Below are 20,507 nucleotides of genomic sequence, written 5' to 3'. Positions count from 1 at the left end.
TTTCGGGGTGCGTGCTGCAGCGAGCGAGGTGATCACGAACTGCAACGAACCAGACGCTCACGCACTCGAATTCCGCTCGAGCGAGGTGATCCCACAATCGAGTCGTACCCAAATCCGGAACGTACCATCATCGGGATAAACCGTCGATACTTAGGTATCGTCTCTCGAACCGGTCACGTATGGCCACCGCTGAGGACGTCGACAGGACAGCCGATGACGGGCCGGACGGGACCGTCGTGGAAGACGACAGCGATCGCAAGGCGACCAGCCGGAGCGATTCGGACCGATACACGCGCAAGAAATCGGTCCTCATCACCGGCTGTTCGTCGGGGATCGGACGCGCGACGGCTCGAGCCTTCCTCGACGACGAGTGGCAGGTGTTCGCGACGGCGCGAAACGTCGACGACATCGAGTCGCTCGCGGAGGCGGGCTGCGAGACGCTCGCGCTGGACGTCACCGAACCGGAGGGCGTGGCGCGGGCCGTCGAGGAGACCGTCGACATTGCGGGGGCGCTCGACTGCGTGGTCAACAACGCCGGCTACGCCCAGATGGGGCCGCTCGAGGACGTCGCCACGGTCGATCTCCACAGACAGTTCGACGTCAACGTCTACGGCCCCCACCGGCTCACTCGTGCTGCCGTGCCCCACATGCGAGCCCAGGGTGAGGGCCGGATCGTCAACGTCTCGAGCGTGATCGGGCGAATTTCGATTCCCGGTGCGGGGGCCTATGCAGGGTCGAAACACGCCCTCGAGGCGATGAGCGACTCTCTCCGGGGCGAAGTCGAGGAGTTCGGCATCGACGTCGTCGTCGTCGAACCCGGGCCGGTCGAGACGAACTTCTCGGACCGGGCCGACGACGAACTCCCCGACGAAGACCGAACGCCGGCCTACGAGTCGCTGTACGAACTGTACGACGACGCCGAACTGATCGGCAGCGGAGCCGGTGGTCCGTTCGCGTCCGATCCCGAGGACGTCGCCGACGCGATTCTCGAGGCCGCGACCAGCCCCGACCCGCCGGCGCGGTACCCGGTCGGGCCGCTGGCGCAGTACGGACTCTACGCTCGCTACCTTCCCGATCGGCTTCGCGATGCAGTCTACGGGATTTTGAAAAAGCTCGCGTAAGTCTCGAGTCCCGAGTCGCGGGCCTCTGGCCCGCTCTCGCTCCCGATCCCGCTCTCGCACTCCATCGAATCAGTCGCCCGAGGCGGTGGCGGTTCCTCACTCGTCCGAGTCGTACCGATCCGCGGCCGTCTCGAACCCGAGTTCCGACTGTTCGCGGCCCCGACGCTCCTCGAGTGCGGCGATCGCTTCCGGAACGGGCGCGGCGTCGTCGGTGATCCGCGCCCACGAGTTGTGGACGTTCGCGTGACACCATCGGCAGAGATAGATCGTGATCTCGTGGGAGAGCGTCTCGCCGTCCCGCGCGTAGGAGAGGTGGTGTTCCTCGAGCAGCGGCTGTTCGTCGTCGTGGGCCATTCGTTTTTCCTCGAGTCCGCAGCGGGCGCACTCGCGATCGCGGTTGCGCGAGCGAAAGTGCGGGCAGTCGGCCCACGACCAGTCGGATTCGGGGTCGACGACGGGACAGTCGTAGTCGTCCGTCGCGCGCTCGCGAGCGAACTCCGGGTCGTGTCCGTAGTTGTCGAAGGCGTAGCGACAGCGACCCTCACCGGTGAGGTAGTCACAGACGCCGGCGAACTCGTACGGATCGTCGACGCCGACCGAGGTCCCCCGTGGCGTTTTCTCCATGCCCGGGTTCCGAGTTCGGGTCGAACGGGTTTGAATGCTGTGAGCACGCCGGCGCCTCGAGAATCACTTCCGATAATATATGATGTGATAATTCGTAAGAGATAAAAAGTACGATTTCAGTCATGTAGTATGGTGGGGAGTCTAAGACAACTGGTACCAACATCCATACGAGAGAGATACGCCCTCAAATTCGGTATCGTGCTGCTCGTACTGGGTATCCTGGTCGGTTCGCTGGGTCTCGTAGCGACCGCAGCACTCACCGAGAGCGTCGAGTCGACCGTGCTGGACGATCAGGAAGACACTGCAGTTCGGGAGGCACAGGCGATCGACAACTACCACGAACGAAACGCCCAGATCGTCGCATCAGCCTCCGACGCTCCTGTCTTCGAATCCGGGAACGAGACGGCGATCGAGATGTACGTCCGCGACACCTATCAGGACCTTCCTGATGCGAGGATGAACGCGCTCTACGTCGACACCGCGTCCGGTGAAATACGCAGGGGTGTCGATACCGATGCGGAGACGCTCGACGAACTCGAGTTCCCGAACGCGAGCGACCTCGACGACGATATCTCGGCCTTCGACGTCTACCGAACCGACCCGTACGCGATGCCTGACGAGACGGGACTCGCGTTCGACGTTCGTCCCGTCGTCTCCTACTACATCGGCGTCGGCGGCGAGGACAGCGATCGTGCGCTCGTGATAACGTTCAACCTCGCGACTCGATCGACCGACGTGCTCTCGAGTACGGACTCGGACACTGTCGTGACTATCGTCGACGAGAAGGGACGAATCGTCGGCGACGACACCTACCTCGGTTACGAAGACGGAAACGAGTCGGTGACGTTCTTCGAGCAGTACGAGGATCCAAACGGCATCCTCGAAACCGCGCGTGCGAACGATGGACCTGACGCAGCGAGGATCAGCGCCAAACCGAGTCCGACGCTCGGGAAGAAGCCGTACAACTTCGCCCCGGACGGGTACGTCGTGGGGTATCACACGACCACCGACGGGTCGGTCGTTCTCGTCCATACGACCGAAGCTGAGGCACTCGGCTTCGTCAACACGGTCAATCGGTTCGGGACCGCAGTCACGATCGGTGTCGTGCTCCTGATCGGTCTGTTCGGCGCCTGGCTGGGCCGAAACACGGCAGTATCGATAGATCGATTGACGAGCGCCGTCGGTGAGATGGAACGCGGAAACCTCGAGGCCGAGGTCGAGACCGACCGAATCGACAACATCGGTCGGCTGTACGACGGGTTCGCATCGATGCGGGACGAACTGAAGCGAAAGATCACCGAGATCGAGGCCGCCCGGACGGAGGCCGAACGCGAACGCGAACGCGTCCAACAGATCAACGACGACCTCCAGCGGGCGGCGTCGTCGTACGGCGACGTGATGGGTGCGGCTGCGGATGGCGATCTCACCGTTCGGATGGACCCCGATACGTCGGACAACGAAACCATGCGAGCCATCGCCGGCGACTTCAACGAGATGCTCACCGAACTCGAGGAGACCGTCGAGCGCATCAGTCGGTTCGCCAGGGACGTCGCGACCGCCAGCGAGGAAGTCACCGCTTCGAGCGAAGAAGTAAAAACCGCGAGCGAGCAGGTCAGCGAATCGATTCAGGAGATATCGAACGGTGCGGACGATCAGTACGAGGCGCTCCGCTCGGTCGACATGGAGATGAACAATCTCTCGACGACGACCGAAGAGATCGCTGCGACCTCGAACGACGTCGCCGACGTCGCGGAACGGACCGTTCGAACCAGTCGCGAAGGCCACGACGCTGCCGGGGAGGCTATCGAAGCCTGCCGAAACCTGGAAGCGGAGCGAGATGCAGTCGTCGAGGAGTTCCAGCAACTCCGAACCGAAGTGGGCCAGATCGACGACCTCACCGAGCGGATTGCCGAAATCGCGGAGCAAACAAACATGCTCGCGCTGAACGCGAATATCGAGGCGTCCAGATCCGCATCGACCGCCGACGACGGGGGATTCGCCGCGGTCGCCGCCGAAGTCAAAGAGCTCTCTCAGGACGTCAAAGATACCACCGAGGAGATCGGGACCCGTCTCGAGCGGATTCAGGACCAGACCCAGCGGTCGGCAACGGAGGTCGGAAACACGAGTCGGAAGATCGAACGCGTCCACGACCTCGTCGTGGAGACCGTCTCCTCGCTCGAGGAAATTTCGGAGTATGCACAGGAGACCAACAACGGGATCCAGTCGATTTCGACCGCGACGGAAGAACAGGCCGAATCGACACAGGAGGTCGTTGCGATGGTGGACGAGGTTTCGACGATCGCAGAAGAGACGACCGCCGAGGCCGAAACCGTCGCCGCGTCGGCGGAAGAACAGACGTCCGCATTGACGGCGGTGTCGAAATCGGCGGACGACCTCTCTCAACAGGCAGTGACGCTCTCCGAGGCGCTCGATCGATTCGAAACCGATACCGACGCGAAGGCTGCGGACGTCGGCTCGCCCGCGACAACGACCGAGCCGACAGCCGACGGCGACGGGTCCGGATCGTCCGACCGCGACGGCGGACGGAACGAGTCCGACGGGCACGAAGAGACGTTCTCGTTCGGGGGTAGCTGGCAGTAGCATCCGTTCTCTCCGACCCAGTGACGCCATTCTTTCCGATTCGGACGGAACGGGCGAGACAGACGAGGTATCGAAGCAGTCGTGTGATCGCTCGCACTTCGGTGCTCTCCTTTGTTGCGCCCCGATCGGTAGCGTCGCAGAACACGATGGCACGGCTCCGTTGAAATTCTCTTCGGTTGATACAAACAGCGTTCCGAATACAAAGCGGATGGCGATCAAACTCGAGATTTCGACCAGATCCAACGATGACGCTGTTCGGTTTGACGAGGCGTCTTGGGCGAGGACGGAGGAATTTCAGGAATTGTCGATAGTCGTATTCGGTTCGTCGGGCCACGGATCCGATTCCAGATTTGCTTCGTTCTCGACGTGGATTCGAGAGAAGTAGTACTCACCGCTCGCCGCTTCGTCCGAGACGGTATAGGTCCATTCAGTTTCCCAAATATCTCTCTCGGCCTCGGTGAACTCCCAACTTTGACCTCCACCTCGAATATTCCCGTTTGGTCCTTCGAGGCTGATATGAAGCCAGCTTACAGTGACGTTCGATTCGGCACGAACGGTGAGTCGAAGTTCCGTCCCTTCGCTAACGTCAGCGGTCTTTAACGAAATGTCCCTGAGAACTGGTTCCTCGCCGGTCGATTCTTCGTCGGTCGATTCCTCGTTTGTTGACTCTGGTGGCGTATCGTCCCCATCATTTTGCTCCGCATCATCTTCGGCCTCGACCGACAGGGCCCCGGATCCGGCGAGAAGGTTTTTGCGCTCCGCCTTCGGACTCGAGGCCGTGCGACTCGTCCACGAGCCGGCCACCGAGGATTCCCGTTTCGACGCGAAGGCGACCGTTCTGGCCCGGAGGGTCGAAATAGCCGACTCGCTCGTGAGCCGGACGCGAGGGCTCATGTTCCGCCGATCACTGCCGACCGAGTACGCGCTGGTGTTTCCGTTCGGGTCGGCGAAGACACGCGACCTCCACATGCTGTTCGTTTTCGTTCCAATCGATGCCGTCTGGGTCGTCGACGACGTCGTCCAGCGCGTCGAGCGGCTGCACCCGTGGCGAAGCTTCGCCCGCGAACGTGCCGATCTGATCGTCGAACTCCCGGCCGGCGCCGCTGCCGACGTCGAGCCGGGTGACCGGCTCGTTCTCGGGGACGACTGAAAACGGCTCGAATCGGGACGCTTCACCGGTTCGACCAGCGTGACGGACGCGACGGAACGGGAAACACGTCACATCGATTAGCAATACACATATAGTGTCGGAATGATGACGGCCTATGGAACGATCGAACCCGGTTCCCGTCGCTGCGGTCGTCGTCACCGGCTGGATCGTTCTCGAGGTCGCGCTGCGGCGGGGCCTCGGCCGTGGCGCCGCGACGGCCGGCTTCGATCCGCTGTTGGTGGACTACCTCGTGCTCGCGGTCGGATTTCCGCTGATCGCGGGTGTTCTCACCTGGTACGCTCTCGAGCAGGGACGGAACCGTGAGACGTGGGGATGGGACTGGGCACCGCGAAACCTCGGACTGGGTGTGCTCGCGGCGGTCTTCGGATTCGTGTTGATAGCCGGTACCTCGCAGGTCGACGCGATGTTGTTCGGCCTCGACGAAGCCGGTGCGGCCGTCAGCGACGGACTGACGGCAGCGTTCGAAGCCAACCCTGCACTTCCGATTCTCTTTCTCGTCGGGAACGGGGTCCTCGCCCCCATCGCGGAGGAACAGGTCTGGCGGGGGATCGTCCAGACCGAACTCGTCGACGAGTGGGGTGTTGCGGCCGGGATCGGGGTGACGGCGGTTTTGTTCGCGCTCAAACACGTGGTCGTCGATCTGTCGGTGGTCCGTCTGACGACGTTGCTGACGCTCGGACTCCTCTTCGGCGTCGTTCGTCATCGATGGGGGACTGCGAGCAGCACAGTAACGCACGTGCTGCTCAATACCGTCTCATCGGCGAGTCTCGTCGCCGTCGCGTTGTCGTGATTCCGTCTGCCTGGTGCGGAGACCGATTTGATTGCGGTGGGCGAATCGAACTTGCGAGGCCGTCTCGTGGCTCTCCGTCGTGTCCGGTCGCCCTGTCAGTGACCCGGCGTACGTGGTCCGGAACCGTCGGGTTTAAGACAGCGTGTTCCATTGTACCGAGATACAATGGCACGTCAGACGCCATCCGATGAGGATAGAGGAAGTCGGGGCGACCCGGCTGGGCGTGAAATTCTCCGACGAACGTAACCGCAGTAACCGCAACTCACCACTCTTGCCTGTAAGTCACTCCGCCGAACAGACGATCGCATCGGACCGTAAAGTACAACTTCTCGACACGACGCTTCGCGACGGCGAACAGGCGCCCGGCGTCTCGCTCTCACCGGACGAAAAAGTCGAGATCGCCCGGTCGCTCGAGCGGGCCGGTGTCGCCGTCATCGAAGCCGGCAGCGCCTGTACCGGCGCGGGTGAGCGACAGGCCATCTCCCGGGTGACGGACCTCGATCTCGACGCTCGAGTGACGAGTTTCTGTCGCGGGATGAAAGCCGACGTCGACCTCGCGCTCGACTGCGACGTCGACGGCGTTACCATCGTCGTTCCGTCGAGCGATCGTCACGTCGAACGAAAGGTCGGGACCTCTCGCGAGGACAATCTCGAGAAAACCGCTGAGATCGTCTCGTACGCCAAAGACCACGGACTCTGGGTCGAGGCCCTCGGGGAAGACGGCTCGCGGGCCGACCTCGACTACCTCGAGGAGTTGGCCGAAGTATCCTTCGACGCGGGCGCTGAGCGGTACTGTTTCGCCGACACGGTCGGTCACGCCGGACCGGAACGGACGCGCGAGGCGGTCTCTCGTCTCGGCGAAATCGGTCCGGTCAGCGCGCACACACACGACGACCTCGGGCTGGGGGTGGCAAACGCGCTCGCTGCGGTCTCGGCCGGTGCCGACCTCGTCCACTGTACGGTCAACGGGCTGGGTGAACGAGCCGGTAACGTCGCCCTCGAGGAGGTCGCGATCTCGCTGTCGCACGTCTACGGCGTCGAAACGCTCGCACTCGAGGAGATATACGATCTCGCTCAGATCGTCTCCCGAGCGACGGGCGTCCAGCTTCCGCCGAACAAGGCCGTCATCGGCGAGAACGCGTTCACCCACGAGAGCGGCATCCACACCGACGGAACGCTGAAAGACGACAAGATGTACGAGCCGTACGCGCCCGAGACCGTCGGCCGCGAGCGACGGCTCGCCCTCGGCAAACACACCGGCCGAGCGGGCGTCAAAGCGGCACTCGAGGAGCACGGCGTGGCGGCCGACGACGACGAGATCGCCGAGATCGCGACGCGGGTGACCGAACTCGGCGACCGCGGTCGTCGGGTGACCGATGCGGACCTGCTTGCCGTGGCCGAAGACGTCACCGGCGATGACCGCACCCGCGTCGTCGACCTGCTCGACCTGACCGCCACCAGCGGCGGTGCCGTCCCGACCGCGAGCGTCCGCCTCGACGTCGACGGCGAGGAGCGAGTCGCAAGCGGCACCGGATCCGGCCCCGTCGACGCGGCCGTCTCCGCCGTCCGCGAGGCACTCGGCTCGATGGCCGACGCCGAACTCGAGTCCTACCACGTCGATGCGGTCACGGGCGGCACCGACGCCGTGGTCACCGTCGAAGTGACGATGGCCCGAAACGACCGGTCGGTGACCGTCGCGCGAAGCGAGGCCGACATCACGCGTGCGAGCGTGAAGGCGATGGTCGACGCGCTCGACCGACTGCTCGCGGCCGACCAGCAGCCGCTGACCCCGGCCGACGACTGACGCTGGCGACCGCCTGACGCCGTCCGCCGGCGCCGCTCGAAGGACACGATTCTCGACCGGTTCCAGCGACCGATTTCGGTCGGATCGAACGGATCTCGAACGCTGGACCGGACGAACTGACGACCGGACACACGACCGAACCTGCCGTCTACCTGTTAGCTCGCTTCGACGTCGATCGATTTCGCCCGCGTTCGACACTGGCGGCCGCTGCCCGGATCCGACGCGCCCTGCCGTCGAGATTGCGCCGCCAAACGAGATCTAGTCACCTCTTTCTCCAGGACGGCGGTCGAATCGTGACGAACCGGTGTGTGGGAACCTACCGACAACGATGGTAACGGTTGCACGGGAGAAACGGGCCGATATCGGTTCGCAGCGTCTCAAACGTCGGTAGACGATCTATAACAAATCCCGAGAAATCATGACTGTTCGGTTGCGATGAAAGACAATTACCAGTCCGACCAATCGACCGACACAGCCGGTGAGACCTCGCGACGTTCGTACATGGGCTTGCTCGGTGCCCTCGGCATCGGCGGTGCCCTCACCGGGGGGGCGGCGATGGGGTCATCGGGAGTCGCGTCGGCACAGTCCAACGGCGCGGGACTCGCCGTGAGCGACTCTGGAACGATGATCGATTCGACCGTTGCGCACCTGAATTTCGACGACTCGCTCACTGCGACTCAGTCCGGCGACGACTCCGTCACCGTCGACGCCACCGTAAATCGGAATCCGAACGTCGTCAACGTACGCGACGATCTCGGCGTCGAACCCGAACAGGACGACCTGATGGCCGCGATCTACGATCACTATTCGTCGTTCCGACCGACGGAGCGAAACCACCGGTACGAGATCCCTCCCGGAATCTGGCACGTCGAAACGGACAACATCCACCTCGAGGCCCACGAATACTTCGGGCTCGTCGGGTGCCCGTTCGCCGTCCTCAAAGTAACCGATCAGGACGTCGATCGTCTGATGACCGTCGGAACGGTGGACCCGTCGCTTCCGCACGCACAGCGGACGGTCATGACCGACCTTCAGGTGGACATCCGCGGCGAGTACGACGCCGGAATCGCCCGCTGGTATACCTACAACTTCAGTCACATCGAGAACGTCTCGATGCGCGGCCAGCGCGACAGGCTGAATCCCGATTACGGTGGGGACCTGTACACGATCATGGTCGACGGAGTCCGGTACTCGACCACCAACATCATCCGCGGCTGTACCCTCAACAACGGCGATACGGAGTACGACCGACCGTCTCACGTCGGCCACGCGATCCCCTTCGCCGCGAACGTATACAACCACGGGACGAACATCTGGGAAAGCTGCCAGGTTTCGAACTACATCAACAACGGGATCTACGTGTCGGGTAACGACGGCCGAAACATCGTGAGAGGTTGTCACGTTCGGAACTGCACCGGTGCAGGGATCCGAATCGGCGCGAACGACCGCGTCGAAAACTGTCACATCACGATGACCGAACCGTCGGAATACCCCTGGTCCGGGCTCTGGATCGAGAACGGCGGCGGTCAGTTGGTCTCCCAACTCATGGTAAACAATCAGATCCAGAAGGACACCGAGATCATCCGCCTGACCCAGGACGGACCGGCACGGCTGACCGACGTCCACATCACCGACCGCGGAACCAACGGTCGTGCGATCCGGATCGACGACAACGACTCGGCGCCAACCTACTTCGATAGCTGTACGATCACCGACCGCTCGAGTCCGACGATTTCGGATTACGCGGTCTACGTCGGGTCCTCGAACGTCACATTCACGAACTGTGAGATCGATATCGAACCGCAATCCGCCACGGATCGACACGGCGTTTTCGTCACCGACGGGGACGGCGATATCGATCGGCTCACCCTCGACAACGTCACGATCGATGCGGACGGGGCCAGCCTCCGATTCGACGAAACCGGCGAGAACCACAACGTCACCCACTCGCGCTTCGACGGACTCGTGATGAGCGATCCCGATACCACGCTCGAGAGAGTACTGTGGGTCGGCAACCGTCACGGCGGAAACACCAGGTTCCGGGGTCAGCGTCTCCAGTGGGAGGGCGGCTTCAACTTCGGCTTCGACGTCTGAGCCGCGTTCGCGGAGCGGACTCGAGGGGGTCCTTCGTCCCGACGGACCTCGTCATACGACTCCAGGGCGGACCGGTTGGTCCGGACTCGAGGGCGAGTCTGTTGGTTCGCCAGTGGGGTAACTTGGTCCGCCGGAAGGTGTTCGTGGGTCGGACGGCTGTCGTTCGTCGCCGAACCGGACCCTCGATTTCGGACGGCGATCGAGCGTCATTCGTTTCGAAAGCCCAGGCCGACCGTTCTGTCGTCGAGCGCCTCCTGCCGTTTATCGAGTTGGCCGACCTCCTGGTAGGACGTCGGGCCGGGGACCTGGTGGGCGTTCGGTCCGGGTTCTTTCCCGAGGTAGGTGACGTTCGGGTTCGTCCCCATGTCCGCGAGGAGTTCGTACTCGTTGTCCGGCGGGTCGATGTAGTCCTTGAATAGCTCCTGTGCGACTTCCTCGCGTGTGTCCACCGGTACGTCTTCCATCGGTCCCTGGAACTGATCGACCGTCAGGCCAAGTTGGGTGAGGACCTCCTGACTCTCGAGTGCGATCCCGTGATTTTGCAGGACTTCCGCGACCTCGAGAACCGTCGTTTCGTATTCCACCAGGGTATCGCCCGGCGGTGCCTCCTCGTCGTAGTCCACGGTCGTAAGCAGGACCGCTGTCGTGAGGGCGATGGCCTGCTCGTCGAGCCCCTCGACGGATTCGGACACCGCATCGACGGTCGAATCGACGCCCTCGAGCATGGATGGAAGTTCGTTCGGCGATGGCAGGCTCCTATTCAACCGGATCAAGGTGCGCGCTCTGGCCGGGTTGTCCCGGTAGCGCTCCGGATCGCTGTTGGGATTGTTCTTGTCGCCGAACTGGATCACCTGCGGCGGGCAGGCCTGTTCGCAGGCCGTGGTGCCGACCAGTTGATCGCCCTGATTACCATCCTGCCGAGCCGGGTCGAAGATGCACTTCGACATGACCCCGCGGGGTGCGCGCCGGCTCACCCGTCGGTCGCGATAGTCGTAGACTCCCTCCGGATCGAGTTCTTCCTCCGGAACGTTCGGATCTTCCCACTGGAAGTAGTTGACGCCGTACGGACAGGCCACCTGGCAGTATCGACAGCCGATACAGACGTCGTAGTCGGTCAGCACCAGGCCACCGCGTTCGCGGGTGTGGCGGGCAGTCGTCGGACACACCTTCTCGCAGGGCGCGTCGGTACAGTGCTGGCAGGGGCGAACGAGGTAGTTGAAGTCCTCAACGTTGTCGTAGTTGTCCGGTTCCGGCGATTCGACGTTCCCGTCCTCGTAGGCGAGGACGTACATCCAGTTCGCCCCCTCGTCCCACTGGTGCTCCGCGTTGCAGGCGGTCACGCAGGAGAGACAGCCGTCGCAGTACTCGAGGTCGATCGTCATTCCCCACTGGGTTTCGTCCTCGTCCATGTGGACTTCGCCCGGGTCTTCGACGGCCTGTTCCGACTCCGGCTCCTGCTGGTCGACGGCTCCCCAGCCGAGGCTGGCGAACCCGGCACCGGCAGCGCCCTTCTTGAGCACCTCCCGACGGGACTCGTCGCCGGTGAGTGACGAGAGCAACGATTTCGACTCCGTCTCGTCGACGTCGTCCGGACTGGCGATCGGCCGCTCGTCCTCGTCGAACTCCTCCAGTACGTCCTCGTGGTACCGCTCGTGGAACTCCTCCTCGGAGAGCTCGCCTTTCGTCACCCGCATGGCGTCTTTTCCCATCTCCATCCCGAGTTCGGTATCGTACTCGGTGTCGTCGAGCATGTCCTCGAGGTCGTCCTGCCACGCCTCGCCGAGCGGATGAAATGTCTCCTCCTTGGCGGGGTCGTCGCGAGTGTCGTCAGAACCCATCGCACCCACCCCCCGCATCGTCGGTCGAATGTGGAAGTACGGACATTGGTTTCTCGTATCGCAATCCGTACCACAAGAATTCGCTTAGAAGCCGCCCTTGCGCATGACGGGTGACCGCCTTCCGTCCAGTCGTCTCCTGGTCTCCCGGACGATGGCTCTGCAGCGACGGTTCTCGAGCGGGGAGTAGTCACACTCGACGTCGCGCCGCCGCTCTTCGATCGTAACACCGCGTACTACCCGTCGCTTCGCGACACCCTCCGAGCCTCCACGTGGCTCCGCGGCCCGAATACGGACGACTCGCCCCGTTCGTCGTCTGCCGCAGCAAAACGCCGAGAGGGAGATTTGAACTCCCGAGTCCGTGAGGACAGCAGATTTCGAATCTGCCGCCTTGGCCGGGCTAGGCTATCTCGGCTCACTCACTGCTACTCGAGAGACGTTTTTACCCGTTTCGATTCGTCGCTGCGCCTGTGACCGATTCGCGTTCGAGACCGACTGACTCGAGACCGGTCGGACCGACCGATCGGCGATCCGACTCGGGCCGAACGACGCTTATCCGGTGTTCTTCATCCCGGCGGCGATCCCCTTGACGGTCAGCCGAAGCGTCCGTTCTTCGATGTCGGTTCGGTGGGTCCGATCGAGCAGATACACCTGGAGCAGGTTGAGCGGATCGACGTAGGGGTTCCGACGTTCGAGGTTCTCACCGAGCCAGTCGCGGGTGTGCAGTCGGTCGCGCTGGCCGATTTCCGTTATCAGATCGGCCGCCCGCTCGTACTCGTCGGTTATTCGTGGGAAGAACCGCTCTCGAAGCTCGGAGTCGGCCATGTCGGCGTATCGGTCGGCGATCTCGAGTTCGGTACGCGAAAGCGACAGCGCCGCGTTATCCAGCGTCGTTCGGAAGAACGGCCACTCGTCGTACATCGTCTGGAGCGTTTCCATCGAGCCACCATCGTCCAGATAGGCCTCGAGGCCCGTCGCGATGGCGTACCACCCCGGCAGGATACACCGCGATTGGGTCCAGGAGAACACCCACGGGATCGCCCGCAGATCTTCGACGGTCCGTTCGCCGGACCGAGAGGCCGGGCGCGACCCCAGATCCAGATCCTCGATGACGGTGATCGGCGTCGCCTGCTCGAAGTACCGGACGAAGCCGTCGCTCTCGAGGAGATCGCGATACTCCTGGCGGGCGACGTCGGCCATGGTTTCCATCGCGTCGATCCACTCCTCGCGGATCTCCTCCTCAGGCTGGTCCATCGCACGTTTTCGCGCCCTGAGCTGGGCGTTGAGCATCTGCTCTATGTTGCGCTCGGCGATGCGCGGATTGGCGTACTTCTCGGCGATGGCCTCGCCCTGTTCGGTGAACTTGACCTGGCCCGTCACGGTCGAGTTCGGAAGCGCCAGGAGCGCCTCGTTCATCGGCCCGCCGCCTCGCGAGATCGAGCCGCCGCGGCCGTGGAACAGCCGCATGGTCACGTCGAAATCGTCACAGATCTCTCCAAGCCGACGCTGGTTCTTGTACAGCGACCAGTTGGCCGCGAGGAAGCCGTTTTCCTTGTTCGAGTCCGAGTAGCCGAGCATGATTTCCTGGGTCCGGCCGCGGGCCTCGAGCGCTTGCGCGTAGGCCTCGTTCTCGAACAGCGTCCCCATGATCCGACGCGCACCGGAGAGCGCGTACTCGGTCTCGAGGAGGGGAACGATGTCGATTCCGGCGTGTTCGGGGAGAGAAATCACGCCGGCCTGATCGGCGAGGAACAGCACCTCGAGGACGTGGCTCGGCTCCTCGGTCATCGAAATGCAGTAGGTGTCGATCGCGTGGACGCCGTACTCGGTCTGCCACTCCGCGAGACTATCGAACAGTTCGAGGGCGCGCGCCGACTCCTCCGACAGGCCGTCGGTGTCGCCGAGATCGAGTACCGGTTCGTCCTGGAGGACGGCGTCGGTCAGGAACTCGACGCGCTCGTCCTCCGAGAGGTCGTGATAGTCGATGCCCTCGGTCTCCAGGGCCTCGGCGATGGCGTCGGTGTGTTTTTGCTGATGGTCCCGCAGGTCGAGGCTCGCCAGGGAGAACCCGAAGGTCGCAACCTGGCGCCGGATCGGATCGACGTGGGCGTCGACGACGCTTTCGGCACCGTTGTTGCGCAGGCTCTCGGCGATGACCGAGAGATCCTCGAGGAGTTCGTCAGCCTCGTCGTAGCCGCCCGGTCGGACGTCGCCGACGCGCCGGAGCCGTTCGCGCATGAGCTTGAGCTTCTGTCGGTAGGGCTCGTCCGGATACCGCTGTTCGGCAGTGCGGGCGCTGCCGGGCAATCGATCTCGGTCTTCCTCGAGCGAGGCCTGGAACGCCGACCCGGCATCGATCCGACTGCCGTCCTGGCTCAAGACGCCCGAGAGCCGCTTGAGCTGTTCGCGGTACCGCTCGAGGATGACCGACCGCTGGCGCTCGAGCGTGTTTGCGGTGACCTCGGGGGTCACGTAGGGATTGCCGTCGCGGTCGCTTCCCGCCCACGAGCGAAACTCGAAGAGTTTCGGAATCTCGAGGTTGCCGGGGACTTCCGCATCGATGGCGTCGTCCAGTTCGTCGTACACTTCACCGACGACTTCGAACAGCGTATTCTCGAGGTACCACTGGACGTTGCGCGCCTCGTCTTCGGGCTCCGGCTGTCGATTGCGGACCTGGGGCGTCTGCCAGAGGCTCGTCACCTCGGCGTCGACGTCCCGCCAGACCTGGCTCTCTTCTTTGTTGGTCAGCAGGCGTTCGTCGAGCGTCTCGAGATAGGTCGAGATCGTTCGAAGCTTCGATTTGACCGTCTTGCGCCGGGCCTCGGTCGGGTGTGCGGTGAACGTCGGTTCGATCAACACGTCGTCTAGGACCTGCTCGACCGTCTCGACGTCAGCTTCGCCGAGTTCCTCGGCCGCGGTCTCGAGACTGTCGTCCAACGATCCGTCGTGGGAGTCAGACCGGATCGTGCGGACCCGTTCGCGCTCCTCCGCGAGGTTGATCAACTCGAAGTAGGTCGTAAACGCGCGGGCGACGATCCGCTGTTGGTGGGGCGACAGTCCTTCGAGTTCCGTGATCAGTGGCGTCCGAGACTCGAGTTCCCCGGATCGGTAATCGATCGCGGCCCGCCGACACGACTCGACCGTCTCGAACGATCGACGAGAGGTCTGGTCCTCGAGGACGTCCCCGAGCAAGGCGCCGAGTTCGCGGACGTCCTGTCGGACGTCTCTGTTGTGGAGTCGCATATCGCGAGAATGAGCGTGCCATACTAAAAACTCCTTGCAAGGACAACCGCCAGTTCATCCATCGTTTTTCATGACAATATTTATTGAGAACCGGAATCGAGACCGACGCTGTATCCGGTCCTGATCGGTTGTTCGTGGCCGATTTGGGGAAGGAGCCGTATCAGGACTGCCGGGCCAATCAGTATCAGAACTAAAGGGGATCGGCCCGGGCGTACCGCGTCGCCCGCAAACCCGTGACGTGCGCACCAAGCGTTCCGATATCGACGGCGATCGCGGATGTCGGTGCGAGACTACACAGAATCCCACACGCGTTTCAATTGTTTTGGACGAGTCGATCGCGGACCACCCGTGACCGCCGATCCGACCGTCGCGGAACCGACCAGTCGAATTCGAGGAGCCACGTATCGGTGTCGGTTCTGTTGCGCGTGACGACCTCGTATTCGAGACACCACCCCAGAAATTATTTGAGTAAAAAGTGTTATTGGACTTATTCAATTATGCACGTTATAGAACGTCGTTCGAACGATTCAAGACTCCTATCTCGATTGGAGGGCGAAGAGTGTCAGTACTGTGCGAGTGGCACGCTCGAGCGGGGGACGTACAAAGGGAACCTGTCGATGGTCTGTTCGGCCTGCGAGACGCCACAGATCCAACTGTGGTAGCCGCCCCGTTATCGGGACGGTTCCGTACCGATTGGCTACGAGGGGGCTGTGATCCGCTAGTCGGTCGTGTACTGCGCACAGACCCGTCGGATACCCTCCTGGAAATCGATCTGTGGTTCCCAACCGGTCTCCGCCCGGATCTTCGAGGCGTCGGCGCAGGTGTCGTGAACGTAGACGGACTCCGGAATCGGATTGTCGACGTATTCCGGTTCCACATCGGTTCCGAGTTCGTCGTTGATCATCGCAACGACCGTGTTGAAGTCGTAGGCGTCACCGGTGCCGAGGTTGTAGATGCCGTCGAGTTCGGAGAGCGCGGCGAACTCGAGTCCGCGGACGATATCGGAGACGTGAGTGAAGTCCCGGGTCTGTGTACCGTCGCCGTACAACACGGGTGGCTCCCCGTTGGCGATGTCGTCGGCGAACTGCGCGATCACGTTCGCGTACTCGCCCTTGTGTTCTTCGGCACCGCCGTAGCCCTGGTAGACGGAAAAGAAGCGCATGCCGGCCGCCGTCATGTCGTAGTGATTCGAGAAGTACTCGCCGTACCGTTCTCTGGCGAGCTTCGAGGCCTCGTAGCCGGTGTTGACGCTGACGTCCATCTCCTCGGGAGAGGGTTCAGTTCGGCTCCCGTAGATAGACGACGTCGAGGCGTAGACGACGGTCTCGCACCCGTCCTGTCGGGCCTGTTCGACCACGTTGACGAAGCCCTCGACGTTCACCCGGGCGCCGGTCGTGGGGTCGTCCTCGTGCATCGCGTACGAGGACAGCGCCGCCAGGTGGAATACGACGTCGACGTCGGTCGGTAGATCGTCGTCCAGAACGCTCGCGTCGACGAATTCGACGTCGTCGGCCAGATTGTCCGGCGTTCCGAGATAGCAGTCGTCGACGACGGTCACGTCGTTGGCATCCGAGAGGTGGTTCGCCAGGTTCGATCCGATAAAGCCCGCCCCGCCGGTGACGAGAACGGAGTGGTCCTCGAGGTCCATATCGAAACCCCAGTTTGGCGTTGCATAGGTGTTTTGAAAGCCCCAGGCGCCGTCGGCGATCGAGGGGGTGACCGACGGTTCGCAGACGTCGCCCGTTCCGGTCGGTATTCGACGACCCGGTTACCGCCCGCTCGATTCCGTCGGCGCTGGACCGGCTCCGTTACCGCTCGCCCGGCTTCGTCGGCGTTCGGCCGTTCTCGCCATCGAACGCGTCCCGGATCGAGCGATGGGGGAGACTCGGCCGTCGGATAGCTGCGAACGGGGCGCTCTCACGGCGACGCCGAAACTCCCGATTGAGACCTAGTTTTAATAAAACTGGTACCAAATTTCTGCAGGTGAACGCGCTCTCGGATCCGTATCGTCGGCGATGGATTGGGTGGGGTGTGCTGGTCTCGGCGTTTTTCCTGGTGAGCCTCCACCGCTCGTCGACCGCGGTCCTGTCGGAACAGTTGATGCGGTCGTTCGACACGACGGGGACGAGTCTCGGCTTATTACACTCGTCGTTTTTCTATCTCTATGCGGTCTTTCAGGTACCGGCCGGTCTGCTCGCGGACCGGTACGGATCGCGCGTGATCGCCGCAGCGGGGACGATACTGATGAGCGTCGGCGCGCTCGTTTTCGGCCTCTCACCGACGTACGGGCTGGCGTTCGTCGGACGGCTGCTGATCGGGATGGGTGCGAGCGTCCTGTTCGTCGCGGCGCTCCGGTTCTGTGCGAACTGGTTCCGTCCGGACGAGTTCGCCACGATGACGGGTGTGACCTTCAGCGTGGGCATACTGGGCGGGTTGGCGGCGACGACGCCGCTGGCAGTGGCCGTCACGACCGTCGGCTGGCGGTCCGCGATGATCGGTCTCGGCGCGGTCGGGCTCGCGGTCGCGGTCGGTATCACCCTGCTCTCGCACGATTCGCCGTCGGCCGCCGACCTGCCACCGATCGAAAACGTCCCGAACCGGCCGAACGTGACATCGGCCGCGACGCTCAAACGGTACGTGGGGGCCGCGGTGCGAGAGCCCGAGACGTGGTTGCTCGGCGTCATGCTCTTTTTCATGACCGGCATCGGGATCACGATATTCGGCCTGTGGGGGATTCCCTATCTCGTCCAGACGCACGACATTTCCGTGACGGAAGCGTCGGTATACCTCCTCCTGGGCAACGTCGGCGGCATGGTCGGCCCGACGCTGTTCGGCTGGCTCTCGGACCGGTCGGGCAAGCGATTCGGCCTCATCGTCCTCTCGACGTTCGTCTTCGGCCTGACCTGGGGCGTCTTCGCCGCGTTCGGTACCGTCCCCCTCATACTCGTCGGCGCGATTTTCCTCTTCTCGCGGGTCCTGCGCGGGGGCATCCCGCTCGCCTACACCGTCATCAAGGAACGCCACCCGGATGGGGCAAGCGGCACCGTCATCGGACTGATCAACACGATGGCCTGGATCGGTGCGGCCGTCTTCCCCGTTATTCTCGGTGCCGCACTCGATGCCTACTGGACCGGTGAAACCGTCAACGGTGCACGAGTCTACACGGAGTTCGGGTACCGGATCGCGTTCACGATCGCGACGGTTTCCGGGCTGATCGCCGCCACCTGTGCGATTCTCCTGTCCGTTCGGACGCGAAACGAACGGACGCTCGAGTCGAACACCGACATCGACCGATCGACGGGGTGACCGGCCGGAACCGGCCGGCGGGTGTCCGTACCTGGCTCGCCTCGAGTCGTCGTCTCGGCGACCCGCTCTGCCTCGGTCCACAGGTTCTTGCAGTCGGAACGTCCATATGCCGTCCATGCGCTACTACGAGGATATCGAGGTCGGGGAAACCCGGGAGTTCGGCGAATATCACGTCACGAAAGAGGAGATCATCGAGTTCGCCGAGCGCTACGACCCGCAGCCGTTCCACGTCGACGAGGACGCCGCCGCGGAGTCGGCCTTCGGCGAACTGGTCGCGTCGGGGTGGCACACCGCCTCGATTTGCATGCGGATGCTCGTCGACGGCCCGATACAGGAACGAGCGAGCATGGGCGCCCGCGGGGTCGACGAACTTCGGTGGAAACAACCGGTGAAGCCGGGGGATACGCTCTCTATCCGCACGGAGGTTTTGGACAAGCGAGTCTCGGAAAGCGATCCCCGACGGGGATACGTCGACAGCCGTCTCGAGGGGATCACACAGGACGGCGACGTCGTCATTTCGTGGATCGGACTCGGCATGATCGCGCGTCGCAGTCCAACTGAGGAGTGAGTCGCGGTGGTGGGCGTCGGCGGTCCGCTACTCGAAGGTGACGATCCGCTCGGGGAGTGTTCGCCCGGGTACCGAAGACGTCGCCGACGGTTCGGTGCTCGCGACCGCCGGATCGGCCGTGGGCGAGACGCGTCGTGTCGGACGGCGAGTCAGCCCTTTCGACGTGTCCGGTGACGAGGCACATTGGCTCGTCGGGTTCGAGGTACCCGGCGTCCGGACGGAAGTTCTCGGCCGGTCGCCGTACGCGAGAGCCCCGTTTTTTCGCGGCGACCCGAGCGACGGACGTGTCACGTCGTGTGGTGAAAGCTATTTGCGCCGATTTCTCGTTGTACGTGATGTTCCGATAATGTACGAGACGATCCTCGTTCCCACCGACGGAAGCGATCCGGCGAACCGTGCCGTCGAACACGCATTGGCCCTCGCAGACGAATACGACGCGCAGATCGATCTCCTCTACTGCGTCGAGACGTTTCGGTACGGCGAACCGGCGCTGAGCAGCACCGAAATCGTTCTCGACGAACTCGAGGACCGCGGTCAGGACCTGTTGACTGACCTGGCCGAGCGCGCCGACAACTACGGAACCGAGGTGTCGACGTGCCTCTGTCACGGTCGCCCCTGGGAGGAAATTCTGGCGCGTGCCGAGGATGTCGACGCGGATCTCATCGTAATCGGGTATCAGGGCCAGAGTCACACCCGCGACCAGAGGATCGGTAGCACCGCCGAACGGGTCGTTCGAACGGCGGATCGGCCGGTTCTGACCGCCTGAACCGGCACCCGACGTCGGCTCCTCGGCCGGTCGGCACTCCCCACGTGCGGTATCTCGGCCGCGTTTCGGTCGGCCTTCCGCTGCCCCCGCCTGAAGACGGGGGGATGGGCTCGCCGTTTTTATCACGATCCTCGGTGGACGGAGTCGTGTGTACCACGATATCCTCATTCCGACCGACGGGCGAACGAACACCGAGCGAGCGATCGACGAGGCCATCGAACTCGCGGCCGATCAGGACGCGACGCTTCATACGATGTACGTGATCAACTCTGCCGCAATCGCCCCGGGAATTACGTTCGCGGACCTCGAGACGATCGGGCAGCAGGCGGTCGAGTACGTACGCGACCGTGCGATGGAAGCCGGGGTCGACCGCGTCGAGCAGTGCGTGACTCACGGCCTTCGCGGCGAGTCGATCCTGAGATACGCGGCCGAAAACGACGTCGATCTCATCGTCATGGGGCGGCACAGGGAACTGGACCACCTCGTTCGAGGTAGCGTCTCGAAACAGGTTGCCGACGAGGCGACGGCCCAGGTCCTCGTCGTCGACTGAGCACGAGGCCGCCACAAATAGTGAAGGTCGCTGG

General features: G+C 63.2%; 16 protein-coding genes and 1 tRNA gene. 11 read left to right on the top strand and 6 right to left on the bottom strand.

Going from position 1 to position 20,507, the window contains the following annotated elements:
* Nucleotides 1-179 precede the first annotated feature (179 nt).
* The gene (locus NJT13_RS03800) at nucleotides 180-1,121 is read left to right on the top strand and encodes an SDR family oxidoreductase (RefSeq protein WP_254524156.1); all 942 of its coding nucleotides are present in this window, start codon (nucleotides 180-182) and stop codon (nucleotides 1,119-1,121) included.
* 96 nt (nucleotides 1,122-1,217) lie between these two features.
* Here the strand turns inward: NJT13_RS03800 and NJT13_RS03795 are convergent, their stop codons facing one another.
* Nucleotides 1,218-1,745 (bottom strand): DUF7097 family protein, encoded by a 528-nt coding sequence (locus tag NJT13_RS03795; protein ID WP_254524155.1) that lies wholly within the window; start codon nucleotides 1,743-1,745, stop codon nucleotides 1,218-1,220.
* Nucleotides 1,746-1,874: 129 nt separating this feature from the next.
* Between NJT13_RS03795 and NJT13_RS03790 the strand changes: the two genes are divergently transcribed.
* A complete protein-coding gene (locus tag NJT13_RS03790; protein ID WP_425499780.1) occupies nucleotides 1,875-4,346 on the top strand; it encodes a methyl-accepting chemotaxis protein in 2,472 nt (823 codons plus the stop codon).
* A gap of 294 nt (nucleotides 4,347-4,640) precedes the next feature.
* Here NJT13_RS03790 and NJT13_RS03785 read toward each other — a convergent pair whose 3' ends face one another.
* Nucleotides 4,641-5,240, bottom strand: a complete 600-nt coding sequence (locus NJT13_RS03785) for a hypothetical protein (RefSeq protein ID WP_254525492.1) — start codon at nucleotides 5,238-5,240, stop codon at nucleotides 4,641-4,643.
* On the opposite strand from NJT13_RS03785, the gene NJT13_RS03780 reads away from it, so the two are divergent.
* From NJT13_RS03780 to NJT13_RS03765, 4 genes are all read left to right on the top strand, one after another.
* Nucleotides 5,125-5,496: a DUF192 domain-containing protein gene (locus tag NJT13_RS03780; RefSeq protein WP_254524153.1), complete on the top strand. Its 372-nt coding sequence runs from the start codon at nucleotides 5,125-5,127 to the stop codon at nucleotides 5,494-5,496. The two genes, NJT13_RS03785 and NJT13_RS03780, sit on opposite strands and share 116 nt — an antisense overlap.
* A 115-nt stretch (nucleotides 5,497-5,611) precedes the next feature.
* Nucleotides 5,612-6,307 carry a CPBP family intramembrane glutamic endopeptidase gene (locus tag NJT13_RS03775; RefSeq protein WP_254524152.1) on the top strand — a complete coding sequence of 232 codons (696 nt, stop codon included), beginning with the start codon at nucleotides 5,612-5,614 and terminating at the stop codon, nucleotides 6,305-6,307.
* 271 nt (nucleotides 6,308-6,578) lie between these two features.
* Nucleotides 6,579-8,111 carry a (R)-citramalate synthase gene (locus NJT13_RS03770; RefSeq protein ID WP_254524151.1) on the top strand — a complete coding sequence of 511 codons (1,533 nt, stop codon included), beginning with the start codon at nucleotides 6,579-6,581 and terminating at the stop codon, nucleotides 8,109-8,111.
* 435 nt (nucleotides 8,112-8,546) lie between these two features.
* A complete protein-coding gene (locus tag NJT13_RS03765; protein WP_254524150.1) occupies nucleotides 8,547-10,205 on the top strand; it encodes a right-handed parallel beta-helix repeat-containing protein in 1,659 nt (552 codons plus the stop codon).
* 206 nt (nucleotides 10,206-10,411) lie between these two features.
* On the opposite strand, the gene NJT13_RS03760 is transcribed toward NJT13_RS03765, so the two are convergent.
* The 3 genes from NJT13_RS03760 to ppc form a co-directional block, all read right to left on the bottom strand.
* Nucleotides 10,412-12,043, bottom strand: a complete 1,632-nt coding sequence (locus NJT13_RS03760; protein ID WP_254524149.1) for a 4Fe-4S ferredoxin N-terminal domain-containing protein — start codon at nucleotides 12,041-12,043, stop codon at nucleotides 10,412-10,414.
* A gap of 327 nt (nucleotides 12,044-12,370) precedes the next feature.
* Nucleotides 12,371-12,455 (bottom strand) — tRNA-Ser (locus NJT13_RS03755).
* Nucleotides 12,456-12,592: 137 nt separating this feature from the next.
* The gene (ppc, locus tag NJT13_RS03750; protein ID WP_254524148.1) at nucleotides 12,593-15,283 is read right to left on the bottom strand and encodes a phosphoenolpyruvate carboxylase; all 2,691 of its coding nucleotides are present in this window, start codon (nucleotides 15,281-15,283) and stop codon (nucleotides 12,593-12,595) included.
* 497 nt (nucleotides 15,284-15,780) lie between these two features.
* Here ppc and NJT13_RS23245 point away from each other — a divergent pair, with 497 nt between their 5' ends.
* A complete protein-coding gene (locus tag NJT13_RS23245) occupies nucleotides 15,781-15,945 on the top strand; it encodes an HVO_A0556 family zinc finger protein (protein WP_340681183.1) in 165 nt (54 codons plus the stop codon).
* A 56-nt stretch (nucleotides 15,946-16,001) separates the two neighbouring features.
* Here the strand turns inward: NJT13_RS23245 and NJT13_RS03745 are convergent, their stop codons facing one another.
* Nucleotides 16,002-16,931: an NAD-dependent epimerase/dehydratase family protein gene (locus NJT13_RS03745; RefSeq protein WP_254524147.1), complete on the bottom strand. Its 930-nt coding sequence runs from the start codon at nucleotides 16,929-16,931 to the stop codon at nucleotides 16,002-16,004.
* A gap of 335 nt (nucleotides 16,932-17,266) precedes the next feature.
* Here NJT13_RS03745 and NJT13_RS03740 point away from each other — a divergent pair, with 335 nt between their 5' ends.
* The 4 genes from NJT13_RS03740 (at nucleotide 17,267) to NJT13_RS03725 (ending at nucleotide 20,473) form a co-directional block, all read left to right on the top strand.
* Nucleotides 17,267-18,589 carry an MFS transporter gene (locus NJT13_RS03740; protein ID WP_254524146.1) on the top strand — a complete coding sequence of 441 codons (1,323 nt, stop codon included), beginning with the start codon at nucleotides 17,267-17,269 and terminating at the stop codon, nucleotides 18,587-18,589.
* Between the two features lie 115 nt (nucleotides 18,590-18,704).
* Nucleotides 18,705-19,157 carry a MaoC family dehydratase gene (locus NJT13_RS03735; protein ID WP_254524145.1) on the top strand — a complete coding sequence of 151 codons (453 nt, stop codon included), beginning with the start codon at nucleotides 18,705-18,707 and terminating at the stop codon, nucleotides 19,155-19,157.
* Between the two features lie 346 nt (nucleotides 19,158-19,503).
* Nucleotides 19,504-19,923, top strand: a complete 420-nt coding sequence (locus NJT13_RS03730) for a universal stress protein (RefSeq protein WP_254524144.1) — start codon at nucleotides 19,504-19,506, stop codon at nucleotides 19,921-19,923.
* A gap of 148 nt (nucleotides 19,924-20,071) precedes the next feature.
* On the top strand, nucleotides 20,072-20,473 hold the full coding sequence (locus NJT13_RS03725) for a universal stress protein (protein ID WP_254524143.1): 402 nt from the start codon (nucleotides 20,072-20,074) through the stop codon (nucleotides 20,471-20,473).
* Nucleotides 20,474-20,507 lie beyond the last annotated feature (34 nt).

Origin of the sequence: Natrinema caseinilyticum, from assembly GCF_024227435.1 — an archaeon.
Classification (GTDB): domain Archaea; phylum Halobacteriota; class Halobacteria; order Halobacteriales; family Natrialbaceae; genus Natrinema; species Natrinema caseinilyticum.
Note: the sequence above shows the minus strand (reverse complement) of the source record. Positions and strands in the feature narration are given on the sequence as shown.